Consider the following 25,974-nt stretch of genomic DNA (forward strand, 5'->3'; position numbering starts at 1 on the left):
TCGCGCGCCGCATCGACGTTGACAAACGAAGCTTGTTCATGGAAAGCTGAATCCCATTCACCTATCGGCAACACGGGAGGGACGGTGCGCAAGCTGCCGAACTTCGTTCTGTTGCGCGCCTTCGAAGCCGCCGCGCGACTGCAGAGCTTTGCGCTCGCCGCGCGCGAGTTATGCCTCACGCCATCGGCGATCAGCCACCAGATCAAGGAGCTGGAAGAATATTTCGGCCGGCCGCTGTTCATTCGCCGCAACCGCCGGATCGAGCCCACACCCGAAGCGCTGCGCCTGCTCGACAGCCTCAGCCGCGTGTTCGATGCGATCGAATCGGCCTGCGCTGAAGTCACACTGGCGGCGCAAGCCCAGGTGCTTGCCGTTTATTGCCCGCCCAGCTTCGCGGTGAAATGGCTGGCGCCGCGGCTCGCCGATTTCGCGCGCCATCATCCGGACATCACTTTGCGCCTCACCACGGGGCCGGAGCCCCTCGACCTCACGCGTGCGCGCGAAATGGACGTGGCGATTTCATATGGCAGCGCCCTGGAACGCCCTGGCGTTGAAACCTTGCCACTGGGTCACGAGCCGCTGGTGCCGATGTGCGCGCCCGCCCTCCTCGAACAGACACCCGACGCCGATCGCCTGATGCAGCAGACCACGCTGATCGAGAGCCAATTGAGCCGCCTGACATGGCGCGACTGGTTCGAAGCGAACGGCATGCCGATGCCCGTCCGCCCGCGTCCCTCTTTCGATCGCGCGGCGCTGGCGATCTCGGCGGCAGTCGATGGCATGGGGATCGTGCTGGAAAGCACACGCCTTGCCGAACGCGAACTCGCGCGCGGCGAACTGGTGGAAGTAGGACGCGGTCATTTCGTGCGCTTCGAGCGCGAGACGCATTTTCTGTCCTGGCGCGCCAACGAAGGCAAGCGTGCGGGGCTGGCGACGTTCCGGCAATGGATCGTTGGTCACACGAGCGGATGCGCGTGAATCAAGTCACATCCCTGAAACGCGCGAAGTTTCGTCATGCTGCGCCGGATCGTGTGCGGGTGTGCGCGTGCGCACAAAAGCCCAGCCCAACAAGAAGGCGATGAGCGCCGCGATAGCCCCAAGCAGAAACGCGAGTTGATAGCCGCTATTGAGCGCAGCAGCGGCATGCGCGCCTGCTGCCGCGAGGGCATCGGTGCGCGCCGCCGCAAGACTTGCGAGTATCGCCAGTCCCAATGAACCGCCCATCATGAACGACGTATTGACCACGCCGGAAGCAAGACCCGATTCATCGGGCGCCACGTCGCTCATGGCAGCCAGCAACACCGGGTTGAAAGCCACACCCGCGCCAAGCCCCAGCAACACCATCCCGGGCAACACGTCGAGTAGATAGCTGCCGCCAACCGGCGCACGCGCGAACAGGAACAGGCCGATTGCCGCCAGCAGCAGACCCAGCGCCAACGGCGCGCGTATCCCGAAGCGCATCACCAGCTTCGCCGACAAACCCAGCGAAAACGCGGCCATGATGAGGTTGGCAGGCAGGAAGGCCAGCCCCACCTGCATCGCGCTGTAACTCAACAGGCGTTGCATGTAGAGCGCGGAGATAAAGAACCACGCGAACAGCGCCGCGGCCCACAGCACGCCAACGACGTTAGCGGTCGCGACATTGCGCAGCGCGAACAGATGCAGCGGCATAAGCGGATGCGAGACGCGCGATTCGATCACGAGAAACGCAATCAAAAGCGCCATGGCAAGCGCCAGCTGAATCAGTGTGGGAGCCGAGGTCCAGCCCGCCTCGTTGCCGTGCACGACGGCGTACACCGCCAGCATCAGCGAAGCGGTCACGGCGATGGCGCCCGCCACATCGAGTTTTGCGCGATCGGCAGTGGGCTTGCCCGCGGGCATCAGCGCAAGACAGCCGGCATACACGGCCACACCGATCGGCAGATTGACCAGAAAGATCGAGTGCCAGCTTAGCGCGCTAGTGAGCAGACCGCCCAGCAATACGCCGATGCTGCCGCCGCCTCCGCCCACGAAACCATAAACCCCCATGGCTTTCGCACGGTCCTCGGGCGAAGTGAAGAGGTTCATGATGAGCGAGAGCGACACCGCCGACACCACCGCGCCGCCCAGCCCCTGAACGGCGCGCGCAGCGATCAGGATTCCTTGTGAATTGGCGAGACCACACGCCGCCGAAGCCAGCGTGAATATCGTAATGCCCAGCAAGAACAGACGCCGATGGCCAAACAGATCGCCCAGCCGGCCGCCCAGCAGCAAGAAGCCGCCAAACGTCAGCATATACGCGTTGACCACCCAGACAAGCGAGGTTTCGGTGAAATTCAGGTCCGCGCGAATCGACGGCAACGCGACGTTCACGATGGTCGTATCCAGCACGATCATCAACACGCCCAGACAAAGGACGATCAGGGCGATCCAGCGTTTGCGTTCGTCGATGCCATGCGTCATATCGCTGTCCAGCCCGTGCGGTTTTTTTGGCGCTTCGAGAGATTCAGAAAATGACGGCCATGATACGCCCGATTGAAATACCTGATTCGGGCGTTCTGCGTCAGGTCCCTATGCTGATTATTTGTTTGCGGCTTTGCGTTTGCGCGACTCTGCCTTGCGGCATAGATCAGTGAGCAGCCAGCGCGCGATTTGCTCGGGACGATTTTTGCCGTAAGTGGCGAACTTGATTTCGTTCTCGAAGTAGACGATGACACTGCCGGTCATCACCCGATAAGTGCCAGCGTAGCTCACACCATCCAACTCCACACGCAAAGGATGCGTGGTCTCATATTCTGCGGAAGCCAAGGTATTGCAAAAAGTGTCAAAAGTATGACCATATCGTTTTGTCCAGCATCTGGTCAATCAAATATGCGTTTTATTTCATATTTCATCCCAGATACGCCCTCGTCGGGGGTTTTGGGGGCTTGCATGCCGGGCTAACGCCGCGTGCGAACGTCACGCTGACCGCTCAGGTCGAGCCACGCATCCCTTCGGAGCGGTCAGGCCGCCACCGACGCTTCCAGCCGCTCAAGCAAAACCGTGCGCAATGGATGCCCCGCAATATCGTCGCGTCGACGCGGATGGGCCGCACCAACCTCGAAAACGTGGCTCGCGGGCCGACGTGCCGCTCCATTCGTCGGCTCCAGCAAAACAATGCGATCGGCCAGATAAAGCGCCTCGTCGATATCGTGCGTGACCATCAGCGCCGCCATGCGATGGGCCTCGACGATCGTGAGCAGCAATTGCTGCAGGCGCATGCGTGTCATTGCATCCACGGCGCTGAAGGGTTCGTCGAGCAACAGCAGACGCGGTTGCGCGAACAGTCCGCGCGCAATCGCCACGCGCTGCGCCATGCCGCCCGATAGATGTTTGGGCCAACGCGCACCATCGTCGGCATGCAGGCCCACTTCGTCGAGCAAGGCCCGAGCGCGTGACAGCGCAGCGCCGCTTGCCCGTTCGGGAAAAGTAATGTTCTCCGCTACGCGCAGCCAGGGCAGCAGACGCGGCTCCTGAAAAATCACCCCCGCCAGCGGCGAAGGCCCCTGCTGCGGCACGCCATCGAGCTTCACCGCGCCCGCGAAATCGCGGTCCAGTCCCGCTGCGATGCGCAGCAAGGTGCTTTTGCCACAACCGCTTGGCCCGAGCAGCGCCGTGATCTGACCGGGCGCAAGCGTCAGACGCAGATTATCGAGAATCGTGCGATCGCCATACTGCTTCGCGCGAATATCGAGTTCGAGCAAGGCCGCGTGCGTCATGCGCGCTCTCCTTCCACTGCGGTATCGCGCCAGGCCAGCACGCGTGATTCGAACGCGCGCATCGCGCTATCCGTGAGTTTGCCGAGCAGGCCCAGCAGAATGATCGCGCCGAATACGATGTCGGGCCGCCCGGTCTCGCGGCCATCGCTGAGCAGATAGCCAAGGCCGCGCGTTGCGGCGATCAATTCAGCAGCGACCACGAACATCCATGACACCGCAAGACCGGTGCGCAGGCCCGTGAATATCTGCGGTAAAGCGGCGGGCAGAAGAATGCGCAGAAAAAGCCGCCACGGCGGCAGCCGATAAATCGCGCCCAGTTCCACAAGCTTGCGATCCACGTTGCGAATGCCGGAGACCACGCTAAAATGCACGGGAAAAAATGCGCCGATGGCGACGAGCGTGATCTTCGGCGCTTCGTCGATACCCATCCATAGCAGCAGCACCGGCACCCACGCGAGCGAGGGAATCGCGCGCAACGCCTGAAAACTGGGATCGAGCAAGGCGTCCAGGCGGCGGCTCAAGCCCATCGCCGCACCGATCGCGATGGCAAGCGCCGCGCCGCAGCCGAAGCCCGCCGCCACCCGCGCGGTGCTGGCCGCGATATGACGCAATAGATGCGCGCCGCCCAGTTGCCAGAGCGCTTCGAAAATCGATGAAGGCGCGGGCACGAGATTGTCGGGCAACAGCCGGGCGCGCACCAGCACTTCGACGGCAAGAAGGAACACCACTGGCAATAACGCACCGGCAATACGCCAGCCGCGCGGCAGCCCCGAAGAAGGCAATTGCGAAACGTCCCTCGCGCCCGCCGCCTGCCCTGAACGCGCTTCGGCTTCAACCTCAGGCGTCGGCCGCAACGCCTGCACGGCGGTTTCATCCGCGCCCATCGCTTCGCTCCTTTACTGACGCTGCGCCGCAGCCAGCGCCTGCGCAGCCTGCGGGTCGATCAGCGACTCGATCACGCGATTCAGATCCGTGCCCGGCTTCACCAGTTGCTCCTCGGTGAGGATGGGCGCGGCGGCCTGGAGCGCCTTGATCTGCGTCTCGCCCGGTTCGGGCTGGCTGAAGTCGTTACGGCTGAGTTGCAGCTTCGCGACCGCGAGCGACACCTTCGAATCCTCGGAGACGATCTGCGCGGCTTCGTCCGGATGCGCGCCAATCCACACGCGGGCGCGCTCATAGACCTTGAGCACGCGCGCGAGCGCATCGGGATATTGCTTCAGGAAGTCCTCGCGAACATTCAGGAATCCCCAGGTATTGAAATCGACATTGCGATACAGCAATCGGGCGCCGTTATCGAGCTGCGCGGCAGCCATGTGCGGATCGAGACCCGCCCAGGCATCGACTTGCCCGTTGACCAGCGCCGTGCGGCCATCGGGGTGCTGGAGGTTGACGATCTCCACATCGTCACGCGAAAGCCCCGCCGTATGCAGTGCGCGCAGTGTGAAGAGATAAGGATCGGTGCCCTTGGTCGCGGCGATCTTCTTGCCTTTGAGATCGGCCAGCGTCTTGATCGGCGAATCCTTGCGCACGACCAGCGCCGTCCATTCGGGGCGCGAGAAGATATAGACGGTCTTGATGGGGTTGCCGTTGGCCTTGGCCAGTACCGCCGCGAGACCCGCGGTCGAGCCGATATCGATTGCACCGCTATTCAGATACTCCAGCGCGCGATTGCTGCCAAGACTCAGCACCCAGCGCACCTGCGTATGGTCCGGCGCGAAGGCCTGTTCGAGCCAGCCATTGCGCTTGATCACGAGGCTTTCCGGCGAATAGTAGGCGTAGTCGAGCTTGATCTCCGCCGGCGCCGCACCCGCAGCCCATGCCGAAACAGCGGGCGCGATCAACAGCGCGAGCGCGGCGATCCGACGCCATAGCGCCGGTTTGGTCGTTTGGTTTTGCATCTATTTTCCTTTTGTTATGCGTAGCCCAGCGGGTGGTATGCAAGCGGCATGGCCGCGCAATCTCCGAGCTTAGAAAAATCCGCGCTGGAACAGAACCAAGATTCGCTCACATGGAAAGCAGAGATAGCGATATTCGCATTTGAATCGCCCTTCGTTAGCGTTCGTTAGCGTTCGCTTGCGCGTTCGTTCGCGCGCCATAAGCGCTAAGCAATAGCGCCGATAAGGTTTCGAGAATCCAATATTGGAACGCTTACGCCGGTCTTTCTATACTCGACGTTCACGCCATCGGAGGCCGGATTCAAGGCCAGATGCGAGGCCGATTCCGGCCACCACCGAGTCTCCATCGACGAAGAAAGCAGAAAGGACGACAGCATGACTGCATCCCGACCCGACGACATCGCACTTTCCACGGGCACCGATTACGAGACACTCGCGGCGCGGTTCCGGCCGATCTTCGCCAGCATCGCAAGCGGCGCGGCGCAGCGCGACCGCGAACGCATCCTGCCGCACGAAGCCATCGCCGAGCTCAAAGCCGCGGGTTTCGGCGCGGTGCGTATTCCCGTGCAATATGGCGGCGCGGGTGCATCGATCCCGCAACTGTTTCGCCTGCTAATCGAACTGGCTGCTGCCGATTCGAATCTGCCGCAAGCGTTGCGCGCGCATTTCGCTTTTGTCGAAGACTGGCTCAACGTGCCGCCCGATGCCGATCAGCGCGCTTGGTTCGACCGCTTTGCAAGCGGCCAGATCGTGGGCAGCGCGTGGTCCGAAGTGGGCGACGTGGCGGTTGGCCAGACGAAAACCAAGGTGGCGCATCGTGACGGCCGCTATTTGTTGAATGGTTCGAAGTACTACAGTACCGGCAGCATCTACGCCGAATGGATCGACGTCTACGCCCAGCGCGAGGAAGACGGCAGCGACGTGATCGCGGCGGTCAGCACGCAGCAAGGCGGCGTCGTACGCGAGGACGACTGGGACGGCTTCGGCCAGACCACCACCGGCAGCGGCACGACCATATTCAAGGACGCCGTGGTCGAAGCGCGCAATATCATCGATTTCTCGCGCCGCTTCAAATACCAGACCGCCTTCTATCAACTCTTTCACGTTGCCACGCTCGCGGGCATCGCCGAAGCCGTGAAGCGCGACGCCGCCACGCTGGTGCGCAACCGCACGCGCGTGTATAGCCACGGCAATGCACCGCATGTGAGCGAGGACGCGCAGATCCAGCAGGTGGTAGGCGAAATCGCTTCGTGGGCGTATGCCGCCGAAGCGGTCGCCCTGCAATCCGCCGAACCCGCGCAACGCGCTTACGTCGCGCGCTTCGGCGGCAATGACGAAGCCGAACGCATCGCCAACGTGGAAGCGGAAATCGCTTCGTCGCAGAGCCAGCTGGTGACTTCGGAACTCGCGCTGCGCGCGGCCACGCATCTGTTCGATGCGCTTGGCGCATCGGCCATCAGCAAGCGCCTTGGGCTCGACCGCCACTGGCGCAATGCGCGCACGGTCTCATCGCACAATCCGCTCGTCTATAAGGCACGCATCGTTGGCGACTGGGCCATCAACGGCACCGAACCGCCCTTCAACTGGCAGATCGGCAACGGCCCCGGCCGTGGAGGCAAGTGAGCGCCATGAGCAAAACCATCCGTTTCAACGCCTTCGAAATGAACTGCGTAGGCCATCAGTCGCCCGGCTTGTGGCGGCATCCGCGCGATCGCTCCTGGCAATATAAGGACCTCGAATACTGGACCGATCTCGCGAAGATTCTCGAACGCGGCATTTTCGACGCGATTTTTATCGCCGATGTGATCGGCTATTACGATGTCTATAAGGGCGGCAACTATCACGCGCTGCATCAGGCCGCGCAGATCCCCGTGAACGATCCGCTCCAGCTGGCCGCGCCGCTCGCGCTGGCGACCGAGCATCTGGGCATCGGCATCACGGCTTCGACGAGCTTCGAGCATCCGTACACGTTCGCGCGCCGCCTCTCCACTGCCGATCATCACACCAAGGGACGCCTTGCCTGGAACGTGGTGACGTCCTACCTCGAAAGCGGCGCGAAGAACGTCGGCCAGGGCGGTCTCGCCGATCACAACAACCGCTACGAAGTGGCCGCCGAGTACGTGGAAGTACTCTACAAGCTGTTCGAAGGCAGTTGGGAAGACGGCGCAGTCGTGCGCGACCGCGAGAAAGGCGTTTTCACGCATCCGGAAAAGGTGCATGAGATCGGCCACAAGGGTAAATACTTCGAAGTACCAGGTTATCACCTGTGCGAACCGTCGCCGCAGCGCACGCCAGTGCTGTTCCAGGCCGGCGCCTCCGGTCCCGGCAAGACCTTCGCGGCGCAGCACGCGGAATGCGTGTTCGTTGCCGCGCCCACGCAGACCTTGCTGCGCGACTACGTGGCCGAAGTGCGCCGCCAGGCCGCGCTCGCGGGCCGCGATCCGCGCAAGCTGCTGATTTACAACCTCGTCACGGTAATCGTCGACGAGACCGACGAGAAAGCCCAGGCAAAGTTCGAGGAATACCAGCGTTATGTTTCCTATGACGGCTCGCTGGTCTTCATGTCCGGATGGACCGGCATCGACTTCGGCCAGTATCTGCCGACCGACACGGTGCGCCGGGTCGAGACCAATGCGATCGTCTCCGCTGTCGAGCACCTTGCCGGCGGCGACAAGGCCTGGACCATCGAGGAACTGGCCCGTTGGGGCGGCATTGGCGGTCTCGGGCCGGTCTTCGTGGGCTCGCCCTCGACGGTGGCGGATATCCTGCAGCAATGGGTCGAGCACACCGACGTCGATGGCTTTAATCTGGCCTATGCAATCGCGCACGAAACCTTCGAGGACGTGGTCCACCATCTCGTGCCGGAATTGCAGCGGCGCGGCGTCTATGCGAAGGACTATGCGCCCGGCACCTTGCGCGAAAAACTCTTCGGCGACGGCCCGACGCTGCCCGACAATCACCCCGCCGCACAATTCCGCGACATCGAACGCGTGAAGCGTGAAGCCGCGCAAGCCGTAGAAACCGCCGAACCGGTCTGACGTCATTCACCCCGCGCCGCCCAGCCGGCGCGGGACCGCCTGTTCGTTCCTTTTTCCTTTTTCTCCTGGACCCAACACCATGACCGAACTCGCCGCCCAGGCGGGAGACGGCGGCGCATTGCGTCGCGGTTATCTTTCGCTATCCGAACTGATTGCACAATCGATTGGTCTTGTCGGCGCGGCCGGTGGAGCCGGCCTGCTGATCCCCGCTGTCTTCGCCACGGCAGGCAACGGTACGTGGCTCGCCTATCTGCTCGCCACCATCGGCCTGCTGTTCGCATCGTGGAGCATCACGCAATTCGCCAAACGCACGGCCTCGCCCGGCGCGCTCTACACCTACGCGGCGCGCGGTCTGGGCCCTATCTGGGGTGTGATCGCGGGCTGGTCGCTGCTGATCGCATACGGCATCGGCGCAGCGGGCATCCTGCAGGGCACCGTCAACGAAGTCGTCGTGCTGTTCAAGGATGTTGGCGTGGGCGCGGCGGGCACGGGGCTGCTTGCATCGGTTGCGATCACCGTGGCCGTGACGATTGGCGCGTGGTTCATCACCTGGCGCGATATCCGCCTGTCCACGCGCACCACGCTCTGGATCGAGCTGAGCACCGTCGTGCTGATCCTGTTCGTGATTGGCGCCGCGCTATTCCTGCACCATCGCTGGGTCGATCCGCAGCAACTGGCACTAGCCGCCGTCAAACCCGACCAGCTTCGCCTCGGCATGGTGCTGGCCTTCTTCAGCTTCACGGGCTTCGAAAGCGTCACGGCGCTGGGCGTCGAGGCACGCGAGCCGTTCCGCCTGATCCCGCGCGCCGTGATCGTCAGCATTCTTGGCCCGGCGGCGCTCTTTCTGGCCGCATCATATGGCCTCGTCGCCTTGTTCCAGGGCGCGGCCACGCCGCTCGACCAGGCCAACGCGCCGCTTTCCGCCGTGGCGCATGGCATCCATCTGGGCGCGCTCGGCGTGCTGATCGATGCGGGCGTGGCGCTCAGCTTCTTTGCTGCGTTCTTTTCGTCGATCAACGCCGCTGCGCGACTGCTCTACACGTTTGCACGCCAGGGTCTGCTGCACTCGGCAACGGGCCGCGCCCATGCGGGCAACGCCACGCCGCATATCGCCGTGACGCTGATCGCCCTGCTTTCGCTGGTGGTGGGCGTGGTGTTTCAACTGCGCGGCACCTCGCTCTTCGACGCTTACGGTTACCTGAGCACGATTGCCACCTTCGGCTTTCTGCTGACCTACGTGATCGTGGCCATCGCCGCGCCGGTATTTTTGCGCCGTCGCGGCGAACTCAAGCCGCTGGACGTGGCGATCAGCGTGATTGCCGTTGTGCTGATCGGTATTCCGTTCGTCGGCAGTATCTATCCTGCCGCGCCGGGCGCCTACGCCGTGCTGCCCTATGTGTTCGCTGCGTTGCTGGCTGCGGGGTTTGCGTGGTTCGTGGCGCTGCGTATTTTTGCGCCGCATCGCCTGCACGACATCGAAGCCGAACTGGCCGACGACGGCGCCGATCAACGCATCGGCATTAAGCCGGTGGTGCAGTCCGCTTCAACCGCTTAATGCTTCAGGCCGCGATCCGCGATTCCTGTTCAACGTCCTGAATGTCCTCGATGTCCTGAATGTCCTGAATGTCCTGAATGTCCGGTGCGTCGTACACCCCGTTCGCAGCTTCGAACGGGTGCACGACGGCATCGGTCGCCCGCCAGGCAAAACGGCGCAGCAGTTCGCCATAGCCGCCACGAATCACGAAATGCCCGCTCTTGTGCGCGTAGGCCTCGCGACGCAGACGCCACGCGCGCGGCAGGCAGTACCAGGGCAGCGCGGGCAGATCGTGATGCACCAGATGGTAGTTGTTGTTGAGGAACAGCAGACGCATCAGGAAACCCGCCTCGTTGATGACGATGCGGGCCTTCGGTTCGGGCGCTGCGCGATGCTCGTAAAGCGAGCGGATCGCAGCAATCGCGAGGGCCGGCCAGGTGACGGCCAGCAGGTAATACCACCACGGCACGCCGGCCCAGACGTCGAGCACATACAGCAGCGCAACGACGCTCGCGCCATGCGCGATCCACATCGGCGCATAACGGCGGTTGCCGGTACGCAGCGCGCTCCACGCAGCGCCAAGCACCGCCGCCGCGCTCATCGGCGGCCCAACCAGCATGCGGCCGACAAAGCGCTTGCGCGCCTGCCATAAAGCGCGTCGCCACGCGGGCCAACGCTGCCAGCGTCCGGCCGGCACATAGTTGCTTTCGGGATCGAGTCCGGGCAGCGTGAGCGCTTCGTCGCGATGATGTTCGAGATGCGTGTCGCGATAGAGCGTGTAGGGAAACCAGATCGCGAGCGGCGGATAGCCCAGCAGTTTGTTTAGCCATGCCAGGCGTGTGGGATGACCGTGCAGCAGTTCGTGCTGCATCGACATATGCCATGTGCAGAGCAGTACGAATAGCGGAGTCGCGCTCGCCAGCGAGAGTGCGTGGCGATGCACCGCCCAGACGGTGCAGGCCCAGCCGCCATAAACGGCAGCGATCAACAGCCACGTGGGCCATTCGGTGCGGGCGGCAAGGCCCGCTTGCAGCGCGGCAACGTCCCGCGCGTGTTCGGCATCGATATATTCAGCCATGATTCCCTGCGCGGGCGCGCTTTCCACTATCGTCGACGTTCGCCCGCCATTGCCCGTATTTGTCTAAACTGTCGCCATGAGCCGCTGGATCGCCGCCCTGCCGATGTATAACGTCACGCCGCAGCACGACGCGCTATGGCGCGCGCTGCTGCGCGATACGCTCGCCGCCTTTTCCCAGTCAGGCGGCCCGCGCGAAGTGGATCTGCCCGCCGCCATCCCGGACGACCTGCTCACACTCTGGCGTCGCCCCGATCTGCTGCTCTCGCAGACCTGCGGTTTTCCTTACCGCATGTTGGGCGTCGCGGATTCGGTCAATCTGCTCGCCACGCCCGCCTTCGACGCCGAAGGTTGCGAAGGTGGGTTCTATCGCAGCACGATCGTTGTCTCAGCGCGCGCGTGGGACACGGGTGCGGTGTCGCTCGCGGCCTGTCGCGGTTTGCGCGCGGCCTGCAACGGCCAGGATTCGCACAGCGGCATGAACGCCCTACGCCACGCCGTCGCACCGCTCGCGCGTGACGGGCGGTTCTTCTCGTCGGTGGCGTGGGTCGGTTCTCACCTCAATGCGTTGCGCGCGCTGAGCGCGGGCGAAGCGGAAGTGGCCGCCATCGATTGCGTGACGCTGGCCTACGTGCGCGACGCCCTGCCAGAACGACTGCGCGACATTCGCTCAATCGGCATGAGCGCCGCCGCGCCGGGTCTGCCTTTCATCGCATCGCGCAACTTGCCGGACCAGCAGGCCGCCTTGCTGCGCGATGCGCTCGATACCGCCTGCGCCGCCGATTCGCAGCGCGCCCGGACCTTGCGGCTACGTGGTTTCGTGCGCCTTGCAGCAGCCGATTACGCGCGCATCGAGCGATACGCCGACGAGGCCCGCGCGCTCGGCTATCCCGAACTGCGCTGAAACAGCAAGAACACAGGCGAGCAAACCGCGCTAATTAAAGCGCCTCGGCGCAGTATAAAAACGCCGCGCTCACGGCTCCAATAACCAATCGGCAGATCGATATAACCAGCACGCGCGCAGGCCCGCCACGCGGCGATTTGCGGGTCCATATCGACAATTCGGGAAAGCAACGCAGGGATTGATATAAAGGCCAGGCGAGCGCTCGATAAAATGGAGCGCCAGCGCGGCCCAGCCGCCAATTCATCGATTTCATCGAACAGACCACTCGGGGACCACCATGACAGCAATCGGGCGCGCCGTGCGCCTCATCGGCGCGGGCATCGTCGCCGGCGCCGCATTTGCCGCGCCGCTCGCACACGCGGACGTCTCGCTGCTCAACGTTTCGTACGACGTCACGCGCGAACTCTATAAGGACATCGACGCGAGCTTTATCGCCGACTACCGGCAAAAGAGCGGGGAAACGGTCTCGATCCGCCAGTCGCATGGGGCTTCGAGCGCCCAGGCGCTCTCGGTCTTGCAGGGTCTGCAGGCCGACGTCGTCACCATGAACCAGCCCAACGACATCGACCTGCTCGCCGAGCGCGGCCAACTCGTGCCCGCCGACTGGCGCGCGCGCCTGCCGGACGCCAGCGCGCCCTACACCACCACGATGGTGTTCCTGGTGCGCAAGGGCAACCCCAAGCACATCAAGGACTGGGACGACTTGGCCAGGGACGGCGTGCAGGTGGTGATCGCCAATCCGAAGACTTCGGGCAATGGCCGCTATGCCTATCTGGCCGCGTGGGGCTATCGCAAACTGCAAGGCGCGAGCGACGCGCAGGCGCTCGATTTCGAGCGCGCGCTGCTCAAGAACGTGCCGGTGCTCGACGCGGGTGGACGCGGCGCGACCACCACGTTCACGCAGCGCGGCATCGGCGATGTGCTCGTCACCTTCGAAAACGAGGTGGGTCTGATCGAATCTGGCGCGAATGCTCAGGATTTCGAAGCAGTCTATCCTTCCGTGAGCCTGCTGGCCGAACCACCCGTGGCCGTGGTCGACAAGGTGGTGGACAAGCGCGGCACGCGCAAGGAAGCGCAGGCTTATCTCACGTATCTGTACACGCCTGCCGCGCAAGAGATTATCGCGAAGCATCATCTGCGCCCGCGCGACAAGGCCGTGCTCGCAAAACACGCCGACGAGTTCAAGCCGCTCAAGACCTTTACGGTCGAACAGGTGTTTGGCAGCTGGCAAAAGGCGCAAGCCGCGCATTTCGCCGATGGCGGCACCTTCGATCAGATTTACGCGGATCGCAAGTAAGCCGAATCACTCGGCACCAGGCACAAAAAGCGGGACGGGCGCTCAGGCGCCGTCCCGCTTTTGCGTTTGCCGGTTCTTTTAGAGCGCGCTCAATTCCACGCGTGGCGCGCAGGCTTCACGCCGTTCAAATAATAATTGCCGACAAGGTGATATTTCCACCGCACCGGATCATGCAGCGTATGCGTGCGCGCGTTGCGCCAGTGCCGGTCGAGATTGTGCGCGGCCAGCGTCGATTGCGTGCCTGAGAGTTCGAAGAGTTTTTCGCCCGCCAGCAGCGCAGCCTCGGTCGTGAGCACTTTCGCCTCGCCCACGGCCACGGACGCGCGCGCCACATCGTCCTCGCTCACCGCTTCCTTTGCCGAGATATCGTCGAGCACCTGCGCCGCACGTTCGAGCAAGGCCTCGGCCGCATGCAACTGGATATACAGACGGCCGATCTCCCGCACGGTCAGGGGATCTTCGCTGGCGCGTTCGACGCCGCTATCGACCCAGGGCCGCGAGCGCTCGCGCACGAAAGCGAGCGTATCGTCGATGGCCGCCTTCGCGATTCCCGCGTCGATGGCGGCCTGAATGATCTGCGAAACCGGGCCGTTGAGCGTGGGCTGATCGGAAACGCGATACGCGGGCAGCACATGCGATGCGCTCACGCGCACGTTTTCCAGCGTGATCGTGCCGCTCGCCGTGGTGCGCTGACCGAAGCCCGACCAGTCGTCGGTGATCGTCAGCCCCGCCGTGCCCTGCGGAATATAGGCAAGCCAGCCGCGCTTCTCCTCGTCGAGACCGAGCACCGGCACGAAATGCGCGAACAGCGCGCCCGTCGAATAGAACTTGGTGCCGTCCACCACGTAATCGTCACCGTCACGCAGGACACGCGTTTTCAGATCGAGCACGTTTTTCGTACCCTTTTCGGAAAAGCCATTGCCAAAGCGCTTGCCCGCCAGCACTTGCGCGAAGAAATAGCGCTTCTGCTCCTCGGTGCCCGTGAGCGCGATCACGTCGACCAGGCCGAAGTGATTCTGCGGCAACTGTCCGATGGAAGAATCGGCGGCGGAAATCAGCTTGACGACCTCGGTGAGCGTCACGAACGATACGCCCGCGCCGCCATAGGCCTTCGGCACCGTGATGCCCCACAGGCCGGATTGCGAGAACCATTCGATCTCCTCGCGCGGCAGACGCCGTTCGCGATCGCGTTCGGCTGCGCCCTCGGCGAGACGCGCGGCGAGTGCTCGCGCAACAGCGATGGCCTCGTCATCGTCGACGATCACGTGCACGCCTGCGTGCTGGCCCTGCTCTCCGGTCTCTGCCATGATTTTCTCCGCATCAATGAAGGTGCGGACAATCTAGCAACGAACACGACGCGCGCCAAACGAGCGATTGGCAAATCGATATTCCATGGCGTGGCACGCTGCAGCGCTTATATTCGTGTTTCGACTGAGACCCCTGAGAGCGCAAGCGGGACATGACCGGCACGCCCTGCTTCGCCGCGTTCGCGCAATTCCTCGCCAACGGCATCATGTTCGGCCGCCAGCTTGCCGTGCCGCTTTTTCTGATCGCGGGCGGCGGGCTCTCTGCGGCGCGCGCGGGCGCGCTGGTTGCCGGGGTTTGCCACGCGATCCAGTGAGGGATCGCGTGGTGCGCGTGGGTCGAACAGCGCTTGGCGGTTAGTTGCAATACAGAGTGAAAATCACGCAACCACCGCCCACGCGCCCCTGAAGGCTTCGCGCACCACCGCTTACAGGCGATAATCGGCGACCGGCAATCGATTTGAAATGCGGACTTGAAGAGCGGAGAAGGAATGAGCAAGCAAGGCTTCACCACCGGCATCGTTCACGGCGACAGGATCTCGGGCAGCGAGCACGGCGGCGTGCGTCAGCCGATTCACACGTCGGTGCAATACGGTTTCGAACGCGTCGAGGATCTGATCGGCGTATTTCAGGGCACGAAAAAAGGCGGCTTCAATTACGCGCGCCAGGGCACGCCCACGACCGCCGCGCTGGAGCGCAAGATCACGAGCCTCGAAGACGGCGTTGGCTCGATCTGCTTCAGCACCGGTATGGCCGCGATCACGGCAACCTTTCTCACGCTGCTGCGTGCGGGCGATCATCTGGTGTCGAGCCGCTACGTGTTCGGCAACACCAACAGCCTGTTCGGCACGCTGCGCGCGCTCGGCGTCGAAGTCACGACCGTCGACGCCTGCGATGCCCAGGAAGTGAAGAATGCGATTCGCCCGACGACGCGCATGGTGTTCGTCGAAACCATCGCGAACCCCGGCACGCAGATTCCCGATCTGCAAGGCATCGGCGACGTGTGCCGCGAGCACGGCCTCGCCTATGTGGTCGATAACACCATCACGTCGGCTGCATTGTTCAAGCCAAAGGCGGTAGGCGCGAGCCTCGTGATCAACTCGCTGACGAAGACGATCGCGGGCCACGGCGCAGCGCTGGGCGGTGCGGTGACCGACACGGGTCTGTTCGACTGGAGCGCGTATCCGAACATCGCCGACGACTATCGCCGTTCGGCTGCGAAGGATCAGGGCCTGCTGCAGATCCGCAAGAAAGGCCTGCGCGACATGGGCGCGGCGCTGTCCTCCGAACAGGCGCACTCGATTGCGCTGGGCGCCGAAACGCTTGCGCTGCGCGTGAAGCAAAGCAGCGACAACGCGCTCGCGCTGGCGCGGTTTCTCGAAGGGCACCCGGCGATCGGCAAGGTGTTTTATCCGGGCCTGAAAAGCCATCCGCAATACGAGGTTGCGCAGAAGCTGTTCAAGGGTGCGTCGTGGCTGCTCTCGTTCGAACTGCTCAACACCGAACGCATGATCGACGTGGTCAACGCGCTGCAATTGCCGATCAAGGCAACCGGTCTTGGCGACACACGCACACTGATCATTCCGGTTGCGCCGACCATTTTCTTCGAAGCCGGTCCTCAGACGCGCAAGGCAATGGGTATTTCCGACGGCATGCTGCGCCTTTCCGCAGGCATCGAAGATATCGACGATCTGATCGCGGACTTCTCGCAGGCGCTCGAACTGGCAGCCTGACACCGCACGGCATGAGCATGGCGTTCCGGATCCAACCGGAACGCCATGCTCACTCGCTTCACGTCAAAAGCGAGCATGCCTTTCCCGCGCGCCTGCTCTTGCCTCGCAAAAGCCTGCCAGACGGCGGCTTCTCGCCCCGCTGAACACACGCGGCAATGCGAGTATTCGAATACGCACGCTTCTCTTATTCTGTTTTCGCTGAAAGGCACGGCATGGGGCCGCCGCCACTGCAAGCGAGACAGACTATGAGCGATACCAGCGAACACGTCATTCAGGCCATGAAGCTCAATCACCTGAGCTTTCCTTCAGCCGATACCGCGGCAACCGCCGCTTTCTTCGAGCAATATCTGGGTTTCACCATCGCGGGTACGTGGGACCGCTCGTATATTCTCAAGCGCCCCGGCTATGACGTGGTGATCGATGATGCGGGCAACGATGCCCCTGCGTGGCCGAAGAATTTTCACCTTGGTTTTGAACTGCCGGATCTGGAAGCCGTGCAGGCGCTTTATGCGCGCTTCAAGGCTGAAGGCGTGCAAATGGAAACGGATATTTTCAACAACGGGCGCGGCTCGCGTTTCTTTTGTCGCGCGCCGGGCGGCGTGATGTTTGAACTGAATACGCGCAGTGATGCCGCGCCCGAATATCAAGGGACGTTCGATCATTGAAATTGGGCGGTTCAATGTCCCCGACGCGCGGCTGACATTCAGTTATTCGGCGGCCTTTGCATCGGTCGATTCCGATTCCGATTCCGGTACGAACATATAGCCGCGCGTTCTCACGGTCTGAATCACGCGCGGTTGTTCCGGATTGATTTCGACGATACGTCTGAGCCGCAGAATCGCCACATAGATACTGCGCGTGCACGAACTGCCGCTGCGCGCTTCGAGCAGGCGCACCAGCGCTTCGCGGCTGATCACCTGCATCGGGCGTGAAGCAAGATGCGCGAGTATCAGCAGTTCGCTCTCGCCGATCTTGACGCTCACGCCGTCCTTGCTCAAGGTCTGGCGTGAGAGCGTCAGTTCGAAGCGCCCGAAACGGATGCGGTCCGGTGCCGCGCTCATGGGCCGAGTGCTTTGCCCGCTGCCAAAGCGCAGTACGGCGTGAATGCGCGCGAGCAGTTCGCGCGGCAAAAACGGTTTGCCGATGTAATCGTCCGCGCCCATTTCCAGGCCGACGATACGCTCGGTTTCATCCGCGAGCGCGGTGAGCATGATGACCGGCGTGGTCTTGTCGTGCTCGCGCAAACGTCTGAGCGCCGTGAGGCCGTCCACGCGCGGCAACATGAGATCGAGCACGACGATGGACGGCCGCAGATTGTCGATCGTGCTTTCCAGATGATCGGCGCTATGCACCGCCGTGAATCGCACGCCGCGCGACGCGAAGAAGCTGCCTAGCACCTGGCAGACGACTTCGTCATCGTCGACGTGCAGGACGTGCAGGTCGGACTTTTGCATGGACGCGGATTGAAGCATGAAGCAGGCAGACCCAAATCGAAACCCCGATGATGCGATAAAGATCGCAACACTGGCTTACTGATTATTTCCGCGCCTTTCCTGCGCGCGTTTGCGGCATGCCTGCATGCGGAACTCAGTGGCACGCCAACGCGCAATAAATGGCCGACACGGTGACCGTTACACCCAGTCCTGCGCCAAGCGCGATATTGCCCAGCGTCGATGCACACCCTTGCAGCAGCGCCATGCCGGCTAGTGCACCCGCAGCTACGGTGATGCGTGCCACCCGGGCGATTTTGAAGCCTGAGCGCATTGGAAATGCCTTACATGAACCGTTCAAATATCCCGCGCATTTTCCCATGGATTTCCGGCTGCTCCCATGCCTGCGGGCCGCTGGCGCATTACCAATCCTTCCCTTGCACAGCCGTATTTCTTATCGGGCAATCAAGCGGGCAAAGTGACATAGTGATTCAACGCGTCCGTGAGCTGATGGACGGCCTCGCCCAGATCGTCGTCGGCGGCCTTTGAGGTAGGGAGCGGGGTTTGCAGCGGGGTTCGCGTTGCGAGCGTGTGTAGCAACTGGGCGGTCGTCGCATCGCAGGCATCGGCTCGCTGGCGATCCTCCGTGCGCGGCTCTGCATCGCGCAGCACTTCGACCACGGCAGCCGTGCCGCAAACGACTCGCAAGGACACAATGACCTCGCGCAGACGCTCAAGTCCCGCCGATCGCCAACGCCCTTCCAGCAGCAGGCGCTCCCGCGCGGTTTCCAGGCGCGTGCTGGCCATTCCCGCCTCCCGTTGCAGACGGTCGAGGTCCGGGATCGAAGCGCTATCCATGCGCAGCGCAGCCGATGCGAAATTCATGTTGGCGGATATCGCGGCCTGGAGGGCGGCATTGAGCACATCGTCGTGACGTCCTGGCCAGAGGAGGAAACTGGCCGCCACGCCCACGCAAGCGCCTATGACTTCGTTGATAAAGCGTGCCGCGATCAATCCGCCCGTGGGATGAATAAAGTCCGAAATCAACATGAACATGGGACAGAGAAACACCACGAAAAAGCCGTAGCTCACCAACCGGCAAGCAATCGCCAGTGCGGCTAGCGGCAAGATCGCCAGCGTCATCGCGCCAGGGCCAGGAAGCGTCGCCAGCAGGGCGGCGGCGATCAATCCACCGACAATGCTGCCGCACGCGCGCTCCAGAATGCGCAGCCACGTGTTCGCCGCAACGGGTTGCGTGACGATGATGGCCGCGAGTGCGCCCCAATAAGCCAGCGTCACATTCAGCCAGGTGCCAATCGCGAAAGCGACAACCGCGGCGAGCGCCACTCTAAACGCGTGACGCCAGACCTGCACGTCGATGCCGCGCGCGGCGGGTGCCGGCCCAACCGGTATTTGTCCGCTGCCGGCGGCGGGCACGGCGTCGGGCGTGGACAGGCGCACCACCGCGTTCGCCGCGAATTTCACGCAACGTGCGATCGCATCGTCCTGGCTCGCGGCCTCATGCAAAAGCGTCCTTGCTTGTGCAACCAGCGTATCGGGCAGCGGTCCATCCAGCAGAGGAAGATTGCCTGCAGCCAGCAGCAGTCGCTGCAGCGCTTGCAGCAAGCGCCGCGAGGGCTCGCTCGCAGCGGCTGACGCATTCCGGCGCGTCTGGCCGATGGCAATCAGCGCCGAAAAGATTCGGCCGGAGGCGTCGATATACGCGCCAAGGCGCAATCCATTACAGGTGTCGAGCGCCGCCAGCGCGCGTCCCCGCTCGATCGACATCCGCACGCCTCGGCGGTGGACGAGATCGAAGGTCTGCCAGCTATCGGCCTGAGGATTGGACTCCAGCGTGTTGACGAACGCGGCCATACTCTCCAGCCTGCCGAAGATCGCCGCCAGCGTCAGATTGCCGGATTGCCGAAACGGAATCGGCACGAGGAACACGCAGAACAGCATGGTCCACACCGAGCCCAGCAGGAAGTAGCCGCCCAGTTCGAGCGCGCCCGTCAAAGGACGGGCCGAGGCCACGCCGATCACGACCGCAAGCGACGCGATGAAACCCGCCTGGGCGGGCATCGGGCCCAATGCTGCCTTGTAGCTTCTCGTCAGCCCGCAGAGGAATACCAGCGCGAACAGTATGGCCAGACGGGCCGTATAACCGCGATTTCCGCCCCAGTTTTCACCCCAACTCTCACCCCAGTTAGCGCCCCATGACGCGATCGTCAGGACCACAACGCCCATCACCGTGAAATTGACCATCGCCTTCAGGCGTGCGGCCTTGCTGCCCTGCGGATCGCACAGACAGTTCCAGAAAGCCGCCACCGCGCCCAGCGCGATTTCGGGCCGCGCCAGCAGCGTTGCGGCGACCAGCAACGGCGCCATCGCCAGCGCCGCGCGCACGCCCTCGGCAATGCCGACACGCTCGGGCGTGACGGCGAACACATGGCCTTCCGCCCTGAAGGTGCTGCGGCTGACAACCGATACCAGTCTGGCGAGGCTGTACATGGCGTTTGGGCGTTGCGCAGGTGTTGAGCTAGTCGCACTGTACAAGCGCGGCGGGAAACGGGGCGTCGGCGTGCCGCCGGGTCGATCTGCTTTGATACGACGAATCCTTGGGCGAGCGATCCCTGAACGCCAGTGCAATGCCACACCCGGCTATTTCCGCCACACGAAATGCGTAGCAGAAAATCTTCGAAGCGATCCGTTGACCGCCCCGCGAATCGCCACGCATTATGCGCGTTCGCCGTGCATGCACGCTTGAGCAAACTCTTTCCGGGCCACACTACGATGTCGAATTCCCAGCATGATCGCCGGGGCGCGAATGACGCGCGCCGCCTGCTTCTCAAAGCCGGCGCGGCCGGTGCCTTGCGCGGCGTCACCGCAACGGCGGGCGCACTCGCGGCCGCATTCGGCAGCTCAGCGGCGCGTGCGCAAGACAGCAAGGTGCTGCGCGTGGGCTATCAGAAGTATGGAAACTTCGTGGTCCTGAAGTCTCAGAAGACGCTGGAAAAGCGCCTGGCCTCCTCCGGCTTTAGTGTGCAATGGCTCGAATTCCCGGGCGGCCCGCAATTGCTCGAAGGCCTTAATGCAGGCGCCGTCGATGTGGGCACCGTGGGCGAGACGCCGCCGATCTTCGCGCAGGCGGGCGGGGTGGACTTCGTCTATATCGGCAGCGAGCCGCCCGCGCCGCGCGCCGAAGCCATCGTCGTGCAGCACGATTCGCCGATTCGCAGCGTGGCCGAACTACGCGGCAAGCGCGTGGCGCTCAATCGCGGCTCGAACGTGCACTATCTGCTGGTGGAAGCGCTCAAGAAGGCCAATCTCCGCTACGAAGACATCCAGCCTGTCTACCTCGCGCCCGCCGATGCACGCGCCGCCTTTACGAGCAACAGCGTGGACGCCTGGGCAATCTGGGATCCTTACTTTGCCGCCATCGAGCGCCAGGCCAATGCGCGCGTGATCGCTACCGGCGAAGGCCTCGTGAACAACACGCAGTACTATCTCGCGGGCCGCAAGTTCGCAGCGGCTCAGGCGCCTGTGCTGCATGCGCTGCTCGATGAAATCGCCGCCGTGGATACCTACGCACGCGCCAATATTCCGGGCGTCGCGACGCAGCTTTCGCCGCTGGTGGGACTCGACGCCGCTACGCTCGAAGTCGCGCTCAAGCGCACCACCTTCGGCGTGCGTCCGCTCGATCAGGCCACCTTCGCGTACCAGCAACAGATCGCCGACACCTTCACCGATCTGAAGCTGATTCCGAAGAAACTGGTCGTCGCCGACGCGCGTTGGGACGCGACCTGATTCTGCGCCTGCGCTCAGGTTTTGACGCGCGGAAAACGCGCGTTTTCTTCGAGCGAGTCGAGCTCCAGATGACTGCGGATATAGCGCTCGCTCGCCGCTGTTTGCGGCTGCCAGTCCCAATGCTCGATGCGGCCGTGGCGCGTGGCGCGAAAGTGGAAACTGCGGCGGCGCTGGCTCGCGAGCACGGCCTCGTGCAAGCCTTCGAGATTCCATCGGCGCGCCACTTCCGCGCGCAACTCCGCACAGCGTTGCTCATGCGCGGGATCGGCCGCGAGATTGCGCAACTCCAGCGGATCGTCGTGCAGATCGAATAACTGCTCCGGGTCCACCGGCGAATAGATGTACTTGTAGCGCTCGCGACGAATCATCACGATAGGCGCGAGCGCGCCCTCGCCCAGATATTCGCCGATGGCTTCGTCGTGCGCGTCCTGTGCTGACTGCCCTTGCAGATGGGGCATCAGGCTGCGCCCGTCGATCGCATCGGGCCACACGTTGCGGCGCTCGCCCGTGGCCATTTCCACCAGCGTGGGCAGCAGATCGACATGCGAAACCGAAGCCGTCACGCGCGCGGGCGTGAAACGCCCCGGCGCATGCACGACCAGCGGCACGCGCGCGGCGCCCTCGAAAAAGGTCATTTTGTACCAGAGGCCGCGCTCGCCCAGCATGTCGCCGTGATCGGCGGTGAAGATCACGATGGTGTTATCGGCAAGACCGGTGGCCTTGAGCGTGCCGAGAATCGCGCCAAATTGCGCGTCCAGATACGCAAGCGAGCCGTAATAAGCACGACGCGCGCGACGCACGTGATCGGCAGTAATCGGCTCGCGATCGATTTCGCACGCTTCGCGCAAGCGGCGCGAATGCGGGTCGCTCTCTTCATAGCCGAGCTTCACCTTCGGTAGATCGATCTCCTCGCCTTCATAAAGATCCCAGTATTCGTGCGCAATCGCATAGGGATCGTGCGGATGCGTAAACGAAGCAACCGTCATGAAAGGCCGCGTATCCTTGCCGCTCGCCTGATCGCGCGCGATGTCGAACAGGTGCTGGCGCACCGTATAGCCCACCTCGTCGTCGAAATCGAGCTGGTTCGTGCGCACGCACGGCCCCGCGTCGAACACGGAACTCATGTTGTGATACCAGCTCTGGCGGCGCTGCGGATCGGACCAGTCGGGCACCCAGCCGAAATCGGCAGGATAGATGTCGGTGGTCAGACGGGTTTCGAAGCCGTGCAATTGATCCGGGCCGCAGAAATGCATCTTGCCCGAAAGCGCCGTACGATAGCCCGCTTCGCGCAGATAGTGCGCGAACGTCAGCGTCTGCGCGGGCAATTCCGCCGCATTGTCATACGCGCCGATGCGCGACGGCAGGCTGCCTGCCATCAGCGCATAGCGCGAGGGCGCACACAAGGGACTCGCGCAGTAGGCGGAATCGAACACGACGCCGTCGCGTGCGAGCGCGTCGATATGCGGCGTTTTCGATACGGTGTTGCCATAAGCGCGCAGCGCGGCGGGCGTGACCTGATCGCCCATCAAGATAAGGATATTCGGTTTCGCGTTATGAGCCATGAGCGGGCGTCGATAAAATAAACGATTGCGATTGCAGGACGCGCGCTGCTGATGGTCTTGATGCCGATGCAGCATGGCGTCGTCTGTTCCTGTGACACCTTAGGTCAGCGGGCACGACGGCGTGAAGCCCTTGCGCGCTTATGAGGACATAAGCAGTGAAGATCGGCGTACCTGTGAGCGCCGCCCGCCGCGCATTACCGGATGCCCCATGAATACCGCCATCGACATGACCGCGAATCTCGCCCCACCCATGCGTACCGCGCGCGCCACGGCACAAGACCGCCTGCCGCCCATGCAGGCGCTGCTCGCTTTTGAATCCGCGGCGCGACTCAAAAGCTTTACCGCGGCCGCGCGCGAACTGGGCACCACGCAGCCGGCCGTGAGCCAGCGCATCGTGCAACTCGAAGCCGATCTGGGCGCGCCGCTATTCGCGCGCGGCCATCGGGGCGTGACGCTGACCGCCGAAGGCGAGCGGCTCTTCGACACCGTGCGCACGAGCCTGGAAACCATTCGCACCACGGCTGCCGGAATCCGCGCAAGCCGCACGGATAACGCACTGACGATTCTCACCGATCCCGGTTTTGCCGCCTACTGGCTGATGCCGCGACTGGCGTCGCTCAAACGCGCGATGCCCACGCTCGACGTCAATATCGTCACCTCGCAGGCCGTCTACGATCCGCAGCGCGATCGCGCCGACGTGGCCATTGCGTTCGGCGACGGCAACTGGAAGCCTTGCACCTCCACCCGCCTGTTCGCGGAGCAGGTCACGCCGGTCTGCTCGCCCGCTTTTGCGCAGATGCACCGCCAGGTTGCGCAGCCAGGCGACGTAGCCGCTTTGCCGCTGCTGCACGTCCATGCTCCCCAGCCAGCACGCTGGCTCTCATGGGATGCGTGGTTTGCAGCGCACGCGCTGCCGCCGCCCGAAGCTGCGTGCAGCGCCACCTTCAACAGCTATTCGCTGGTGATTCAGGCCGCGCTTCTAGGGCATGGCGTGGCGCTGGGCTGGACTCCGCTCGTCGACGATCTGATCGACAAGGGTCTGCTCGTGCGCCTGCTCGATGCGCCCGTCTCGACCGAGCGCGGCTACTTTCTCGTGCGCCCGCCTGCGCGCCCGGAAGCGCCCGCCGTGCAGCGTTTCAGGCGCTGGCTGTTCAGCGTCTGCGAAACCGAAGCACTTGTATAAGCACGCGTTATGACCGAATAACGGGGCGGTGTCTTCACGGGCGCAACGCCCGTGGGCGATAGTGGCGGCTCGCAACACAGCCCGGCCACGCGCAATAGTTCGGATTGCAAATCACTCGATGGAATACGCTTATTCCCAGCGATGATATAGCTGTTCGATCTGCCGCGATGGCGTTCTTGCCCACCCACGCGCCCACATCATGCAAACCAGAAAAACGATTCCTTTCTCGCCCGCCCTGCGCGGCATGGCTGCCCTGCTTGCCCTGAGCGCCGCGCCACTCGCTCAGGCGCAAAGCAGCGTGACGCTGTACGGCATTCTCGATGCAGGCGTCACTTACGTGAACAATAGCGGCGGCTCGCATCTGGTGGAATTTGGCGATGGCGTGTCATATGGCAACCGCTGGGGCATCAAAGGCACCGAAGACCTGGGCGGCGGACTTTCAGCGGTATTCGTGCTGGAAAGCGGCTTTCACCTTGGCAATGGCCGGCTCGGCTTCGGTGGCGCGGAGTTCGGCCGCCAGGCGTATGTGGGATTGTCGAATCAATGGGGCACGCTGTCATTCGGCGATCAACTCGATATGACGGCGGAAATGGCCTACGCCTACAACATTTCCGCATGGGGCAGCGGCTACGCAATCCACCAGGGCGACTTCGACCGCTTCAATGGCGACCGCCTGCCAAACTCGGTCAAATTTCTCTCGAAGGATTTCGGCGGCTTCACGTTCGGCGGCATGTGGTCGTTCGGCAACGTAGCGGGCAACTTCCACGAAAACAGCGCCTATAGCGTGGGCGCGCATTTCGCGCGCGGCAACTTCACGATAGGCGCGGCGTATACGCAGTTGAACAATCCCAGCGGCATCTACGCATTCGACCCTTACGCGATGATCGGCACGCGCACGTTCCTGGGTCAACCGACCGTGAGCGTCAACGCCGCTACCGGCGCGGTCACCGATCTCTACTCCAGCACCAGCTTCCCGGTCGATCGCCAGGGCACTTTCGGCGTAGGCACGAGTTACGCCATCGGCACCGTCACGCTGATGGGCAACTACACCTATACGACCATCAAGGCCTTCGGCAACAGTTCACACATGCAGGTGGCGGAAGGCGGCGCGGACTGGCAGATCACGCCCGCCTTCAGCGCGATCGGCGGCTACCAGTACACGCACTTCGAAGGGCATCACTGGAACCAGCTTTCGGCGGGCCTGCATTATCTGCTCTCCAAACGCACCGATGTCTATATCTCGGGCGACTGGCTGAAGGCGTCGCAAGGGGTGGATGCGGTGATCGGCTACAGCTTCGCGCCGTCGAGCACCTCCACGCAGGCCGATGTACGCATCGGCATGCGTCATTCGTTCTAACGCGCCAGCGCATATGCAATGCAGCTTTGCTTCGTTCGTGACGCGTCACGCCGACGCTAAGCTGTCCACATCTCTTATCGAACAACATCGCGATCGACATCCGACAACACCATACGGG

23 protein-coding genes are annotated in these 25,974 nt (G+C 63.1%); 12 read left to right on the forward strand and 11 right to left on the reverse strand.

The window, feature by feature from the left end:
• The first annotated feature begins 84 nt into the window (after positions 1–84).
• Entirely contained in the window at positions 85–978 is an 894-nt protein-coding gene (locus tag F4827_RS21185) for a LysR substrate-binding domain-containing protein (RefSeq protein WP_183726726.1), read from the forward strand.
• 6 nt (positions 979–984) lie between these two features.
• On the opposite strand, the gene F4827_RS21190 is transcribed toward F4827_RS21185, so the two are convergent.
• The 5 genes from F4827_RS21190 to F4827_RS21210 form a co-directional block, all read right to left on the reverse strand.
• Positions 985–2,442 carry a DHA2 family efflux MFS transporter permease subunit gene (locus F4827_RS21190; protein WP_183726728.1) on the reverse strand — a complete coding sequence of 486 codons (1,458 nt, stop codon included), beginning with the start codon at positions 2,440–2,442 and terminating at the stop codon, positions 985–987.
• A gap of 117 nt (positions 2,443–2,559) precedes the next feature.
• On the reverse strand, positions 2,560–2,733 hold the full coding sequence (locus F4827_RS21195; RefSeq protein ID WP_183726731.1) for a hypothetical protein: 174 nt from the start codon (positions 2,731–2,733) through the stop codon (positions 2,560–2,562).
• Between the two features lie 248 nt (positions 2,734–2,981).
• Positions 2,982–3,737: an ABC transporter ATP-binding protein gene (locus F4827_RS21200; RefSeq protein WP_183726733.1), complete on the reverse strand. Its 756-nt coding sequence runs from the start codon at positions 3,735–3,737 to the stop codon at positions 2,982–2,984.
• Positions 3,734–4,621, reverse strand: coding sequence for an ABC transporter permease (locus F4827_RS21205; protein ID WP_183726735.1), 888 nt, complete (start codon positions 4,619–4,621; stop codon positions 3,734–3,736). Before F4827_RS21205 ends, F4827_RS21200 begins: the two co-directional genes overlap by 4 nt.
• Before the next feature lie 12 nt (positions 4,622–4,633).
• The gene (locus F4827_RS21210; RefSeq protein ID WP_183726738.1) at positions 4,634–5,635 is read right to left on the reverse strand and encodes an aliphatic sulfonate ABC transporter substrate-binding protein; all 1,002 of its coding nucleotides are present in this window, start codon (positions 5,633–5,635) and stop codon (positions 4,634–4,636) included.
• Between the two features lie 372 nt (positions 5,636–6,007).
• Between F4827_RS21210 and F4827_RS21215 the strand changes: the two genes are divergently transcribed.
• From F4827_RS21215 to F4827_RS21225, 3 genes are all read left to right on the forward strand, one after another.
• On the forward strand, positions 6,008–7,255 hold the full coding sequence (locus F4827_RS21215) for an acyl-CoA dehydrogenase family protein (RefSeq protein WP_183726740.1): 1,248 nt from the start codon (positions 6,008–6,010) through the stop codon (positions 7,253–7,255).
• A gap of 5 nt (positions 7,256–7,260) precedes the next feature.
• Positions 7,261–8,670, forward strand: coding sequence for an LLM class flavin-dependent oxidoreductase (locus F4827_RS21220; RefSeq protein WP_183726743.1), 1,410 nt, complete (start codon positions 7,261–7,263; stop codon positions 8,668–8,670).
• 79 nt (positions 8,671–8,749) lie between these two features.
• Complete coding sequence (locus F4827_RS21225; protein WP_183726744.1) at positions 8,750–10,225, forward strand: APC family permease; 1,476 nt, start codon at positions 8,750–8,752, stop codon at positions 10,223–10,225.
• Between the two features lie 4 nt (positions 10,226–10,229).
• On the opposite strand, the gene F4827_RS21230 is transcribed toward F4827_RS21225, so the two are convergent.
• Positions 10,230–11,282, reverse strand: a complete 1,053-nt coding sequence (locus tag F4827_RS21230; protein ID WP_183726746.1) for a fatty acid desaturase — start codon at positions 11,280–11,282, stop codon at positions 10,230–10,232.
• 76 nt (positions 11,283–11,358) lie between these two features.
• On the opposite strand from F4827_RS21230, the gene F4827_RS21235 reads away from it, so the two are divergent.
• Together F4827_RS21235 and F4827_RS21240 are read left to right on the forward strand one after the other, a co-directional pair.
• Positions 11,359–12,183, forward strand: coding sequence for a phosphate/phosphite/phosphonate ABC transporter substrate-binding protein (locus tag F4827_RS21235; RefSeq protein WP_183726748.1), 825 nt, complete (start codon positions 11,359–11,361; stop codon positions 12,181–12,183).
• 277 nt (positions 12,184–12,460) lie between these two features.
• Positions 12,461–13,480 carry a sulfate ABC transporter substrate-binding protein gene (locus tag F4827_RS21240; protein WP_183726750.1) on the forward strand — a complete coding sequence of 340 codons (1,020 nt, stop codon included), beginning with the start codon at positions 12,461–12,463 and terminating at the stop codon, positions 13,478–13,480.
• Between the two features lie 89 nt (positions 13,481–13,569).
• On the opposite strand, the gene F4827_RS21245 is transcribed toward F4827_RS21240, so the two are convergent.
• Entirely contained in the window at positions 13,570–14,787 is a 1,218-nt protein-coding gene (locus F4827_RS21245) for an SfnB family sulfur acquisition oxidoreductase (RefSeq protein WP_183726752.1), read from the reverse strand.
• A gap of 152 nt (positions 14,788–14,939) precedes the next feature.
• Between F4827_RS21245 and F4827_RS21250 the strand changes: the two genes are divergently transcribed.
• The 3 genes from F4827_RS21250 (at position 14,940) to F4827_RS21260 (ending at position 17,182) form a co-directional block, all read left to right on the forward strand.
• Positions 14,940–15,101, forward strand: a complete 162-nt coding sequence (locus F4827_RS21250; RefSeq protein WP_183726833.1) for a hypothetical protein — start codon at positions 14,940–14,942, stop codon at positions 15,099–15,101.
• Positions 15,102–15,275: 174 nt separating this feature from the next.
• Positions 15,276–16,517: a cystathionine gamma-synthase family protein gene (locus tag F4827_RS21255; RefSeq protein WP_183726753.1), complete on the forward strand. Its 1,242-nt coding sequence runs from the start codon at positions 15,276–15,278 to the stop codon at positions 16,515–16,517.
• Between the two features lie 278 nt (positions 16,518–16,795).
• Positions 16,796–17,182: a VOC family protein gene (locus F4827_RS21260; protein WP_409258838.1), complete on the forward strand. Its 387-nt coding sequence runs from the start codon at positions 16,796–16,798 to the stop codon at positions 17,180–17,182.
• A 42-nt stretch (positions 17,183–17,224) separates the two neighbouring features.
• Here F4827_RS21260 and F4827_RS21265 read toward each other — a convergent pair whose 3' ends face one another.
• The 3 genes from F4827_RS21265 to F4827_RS21275 all read right to left on the reverse strand — a co-directional run bounded on the left by F4827_RS21265 (position 17,225) and on the right by F4827_RS21275 (position 20,458).
• Positions 17,225–17,971: a response regulator gene (locus tag F4827_RS21265; protein WP_183726755.1), complete on the reverse strand. Its 747-nt coding sequence runs from the start codon at positions 17,969–17,971 to the stop codon at positions 17,225–17,227.
• 133 nt (positions 17,972–18,104) lie between these two features.
• The gene (locus F4827_RS21270) at positions 18,105–18,281 is read right to left on the reverse strand and encodes a hypothetical protein (protein WP_183726756.1); all 177 of its coding nucleotides are present in this window, start codon (positions 18,279–18,281) and stop codon (positions 18,105–18,107) included.
• Positions 18,282–18,412: 131 nt separating this feature from the next.
• Positions 18,413–20,458 carry an FUSC family protein gene (locus tag F4827_RS21275; protein ID WP_183726757.1) on the reverse strand — a complete coding sequence of 682 codons (2,046 nt, stop codon included), beginning with the start codon at positions 20,456–20,458 and terminating at the stop codon, positions 18,413–18,415.
• 282 nt (positions 20,459–20,740) lie between these two features.
• On the opposite strand from F4827_RS21275, the gene F4827_RS21280 reads away from it, so the two are divergent.
• On the forward strand, positions 20,741–21,754 hold the full coding sequence (locus F4827_RS21280) for a sulfonate ABC transporter substrate-binding protein (RefSeq protein WP_183726758.1): 1,014 nt from the start codon (positions 20,741–20,743) through the stop codon (positions 21,752–21,754).
• Between the two features lie 14 nt (positions 21,755–21,768).
• Here F4827_RS21280 and betC read toward each other — a convergent pair whose 3' ends face one another.
• A complete protein-coding gene (gene betC / locus F4827_RS21285; RefSeq protein ID WP_183726759.1) occupies positions 21,769–23,316 on the reverse strand; it encodes a choline-sulfatase in 1,548 nt (515 codons plus the stop codon).
• A 208-nt stretch (positions 23,317–23,524) separates the two neighbouring features.
• Between betC and F4827_RS21290 the strand changes: the two genes are divergently transcribed.
• Both F4827_RS21290 and F4827_RS21295 read left to right on the forward strand, forming a co-directional pair.
• Positions 23,525–24,499: a choline sulfate utilization transcriptional regulator gene (locus tag F4827_RS21290; protein ID WP_409258834.1), complete on the forward strand. Its 975-nt coding sequence runs from the start codon at positions 23,525–23,527 to the stop codon at positions 24,497–24,499.
• Between the two features lie 244 nt (positions 24,500–24,743).
• Positions 24,744–25,856 carry a porin gene (locus F4827_RS21295; protein WP_260175356.1) on the forward strand — a complete coding sequence of 371 codons (1,113 nt, stop codon included), beginning with the start codon at positions 24,744–24,746 and terminating at the stop codon, positions 25,854–25,856.
• Positions 25,857–25,974 lie beyond the last annotated feature (118 nt).

It is taken from the genome of Paraburkholderia bannensis (assembly GCF_014200455.1).
Classification (GTDB): domain Bacteria; phylum Pseudomonadota; class Gammaproteobacteria; order Burkholderiales; family Burkholderiaceae; genus Paraburkholderia; species Paraburkholderia bannensis_A.

What these genes read in the sequence shown, in the direction of transcription:
- F4827_RS21200 (WP_183726733.1), bottom strand. Translation starts at nt 3,737, where the DNA reads ATGACGCACGCGGCCTTGCTCGAACTCGATATTCGCGCGAAGCAGTAT.
- F4827_RS21220 (WP_183726743.1), top strand. Translation starts at nt 7,261, where the DNA reads ATGAGCAAAACCATCCGTTTCAACGCCTTCGAAATGAACTGCGTAGGC.
- F4827_RS21190 (WP_183726728.1), bottom strand. Translation starts at nt 2,442, where the DNA reads ATGACGCATGGCATCGACGAACGCAAACGCTGGATCGCCCTGATCGTC.
- F4827_RS21250 (WP_183726833.1), top strand. Translation starts at nt 14,940, where the DNA reads ATGACCGGCACGCCCTGCTTCGCCGCGTTCGCGCAATTCCTCGCCAAC.
- F4827_RS21225 (WP_183726744.1), top strand. Translation starts at nt 8,750, where the DNA reads ATGACCGAACTCGCCGCCCAGGCGGGAGACGGCGGCGCATTGCGTCGC.
- F4827_RS21280 (WP_183726758.1), top strand. Translation starts at nt 20,741, where the DNA reads ATGTCGAATTCCCAGCATGATCGCCGGGGCGCGAATGACGCGCGCCGC.
- F4827_RS21240 (WP_183726750.1), top strand. Translation starts at nt 12,461, where the DNA reads ATGACAGCAATCGGGCGCGCCGTGCGCCTCATCGGCGCGGGCATCGTC.
- F4827_RS21275 (WP_183726757.1), bottom strand. Translation starts at nt 20,458, where the DNA reads ATGTACAGCCTCGCCAGACTGGTATCGGTTGTCAGCCGCAGCACCTTC.
- F4827_RS21265 (WP_183726755.1), bottom strand. Translation starts at nt 17,971, where the DNA reads ATGCAAAAGTCCGACCTGCACGTCCTGCACGTCGACGATGACGAAGTC.
- betC (WP_183726759.1), bottom strand. Translation starts at nt 23,316, where the DNA reads ATGGCTCATAACGCGAAACCGAATATCCTTATCTTGATGGGCGATCAG.
- F4827_RS21235 (WP_183726748.1), top strand. Translation starts at nt 11,359, where the DNA reads ATGAGCCGCTGGATCGCCGCCCTGCCGATGTATAACGTCACGCCGCAG.
- F4827_RS21205 (WP_183726735.1), bottom strand. Translation starts at nt 4,621, where the DNA reads ATGGGCGCGGATGAAACCGCCGTGCAGGCGTTGCGGCCGACGCCTGAG.
- F4827_RS21230 (WP_183726746.1), bottom strand. Translation starts at nt 11,282, where the DNA reads ATGGCTGAATATATCGATGCCGAACACGCGCGGGACGTTGCCGCGCTG.
- F4827_RS21255 (WP_183726753.1), top strand. Translation starts at nt 15,276, where the DNA reads ATGAGCAAGCAAGGCTTCACCACCGGCATCGTTCACGGCGACAGGATC.
- F4827_RS21210 (WP_183726738.1), bottom strand. Translation starts at nt 5,635, where the DNA reads ATGCAAAACCAAACGACCAAACCGGCGCTATGGCGTCGGATCGCCGCG.
- F4827_RS21215 (WP_183726740.1), top strand. Translation starts at nt 6,008, where the DNA reads ATGACTGCATCCCGACCCGACGACATCGCACTTTCCACGGGCACCGAT.
- F4827_RS21245 (WP_183726752.1), bottom strand. Translation starts at nt 14,787, where the DNA reads ATGGCAGAGACCGGAGAGCAGGGCCAGCACGCAGGCGTGCACGTGATC.
- F4827_RS21270 (WP_183726756.1), bottom strand. Translation starts at nt 18,281, where the DNA reads ATGCGCTCAGGCTTCAAAATCGCCCGGGTGGCACGCATCACCGTAGCT.
- F4827_RS21290 (WP_409258834.1), top strand. Translation starts at nt 23,525, where the DNA reads ATGAATACCGCCATCGACATGACCGCGAATCTCGCCCCACCCATGCGT.
- F4827_RS21260 (WP_409258838.1), top strand. Translation starts at nt 16,796, where the DNA reads ATGAAGCTCAATCACCTGAGCTTTCCTTCAGCCGATACCGCGGCAACC.
- F4827_RS21295 (WP_260175356.1), top strand. Translation starts at nt 24,744, where the DNA reads ATGGCTGCCCTGCTTGCCCTGAGCGCCGCGCCACTCGCTCAGGCGCAA.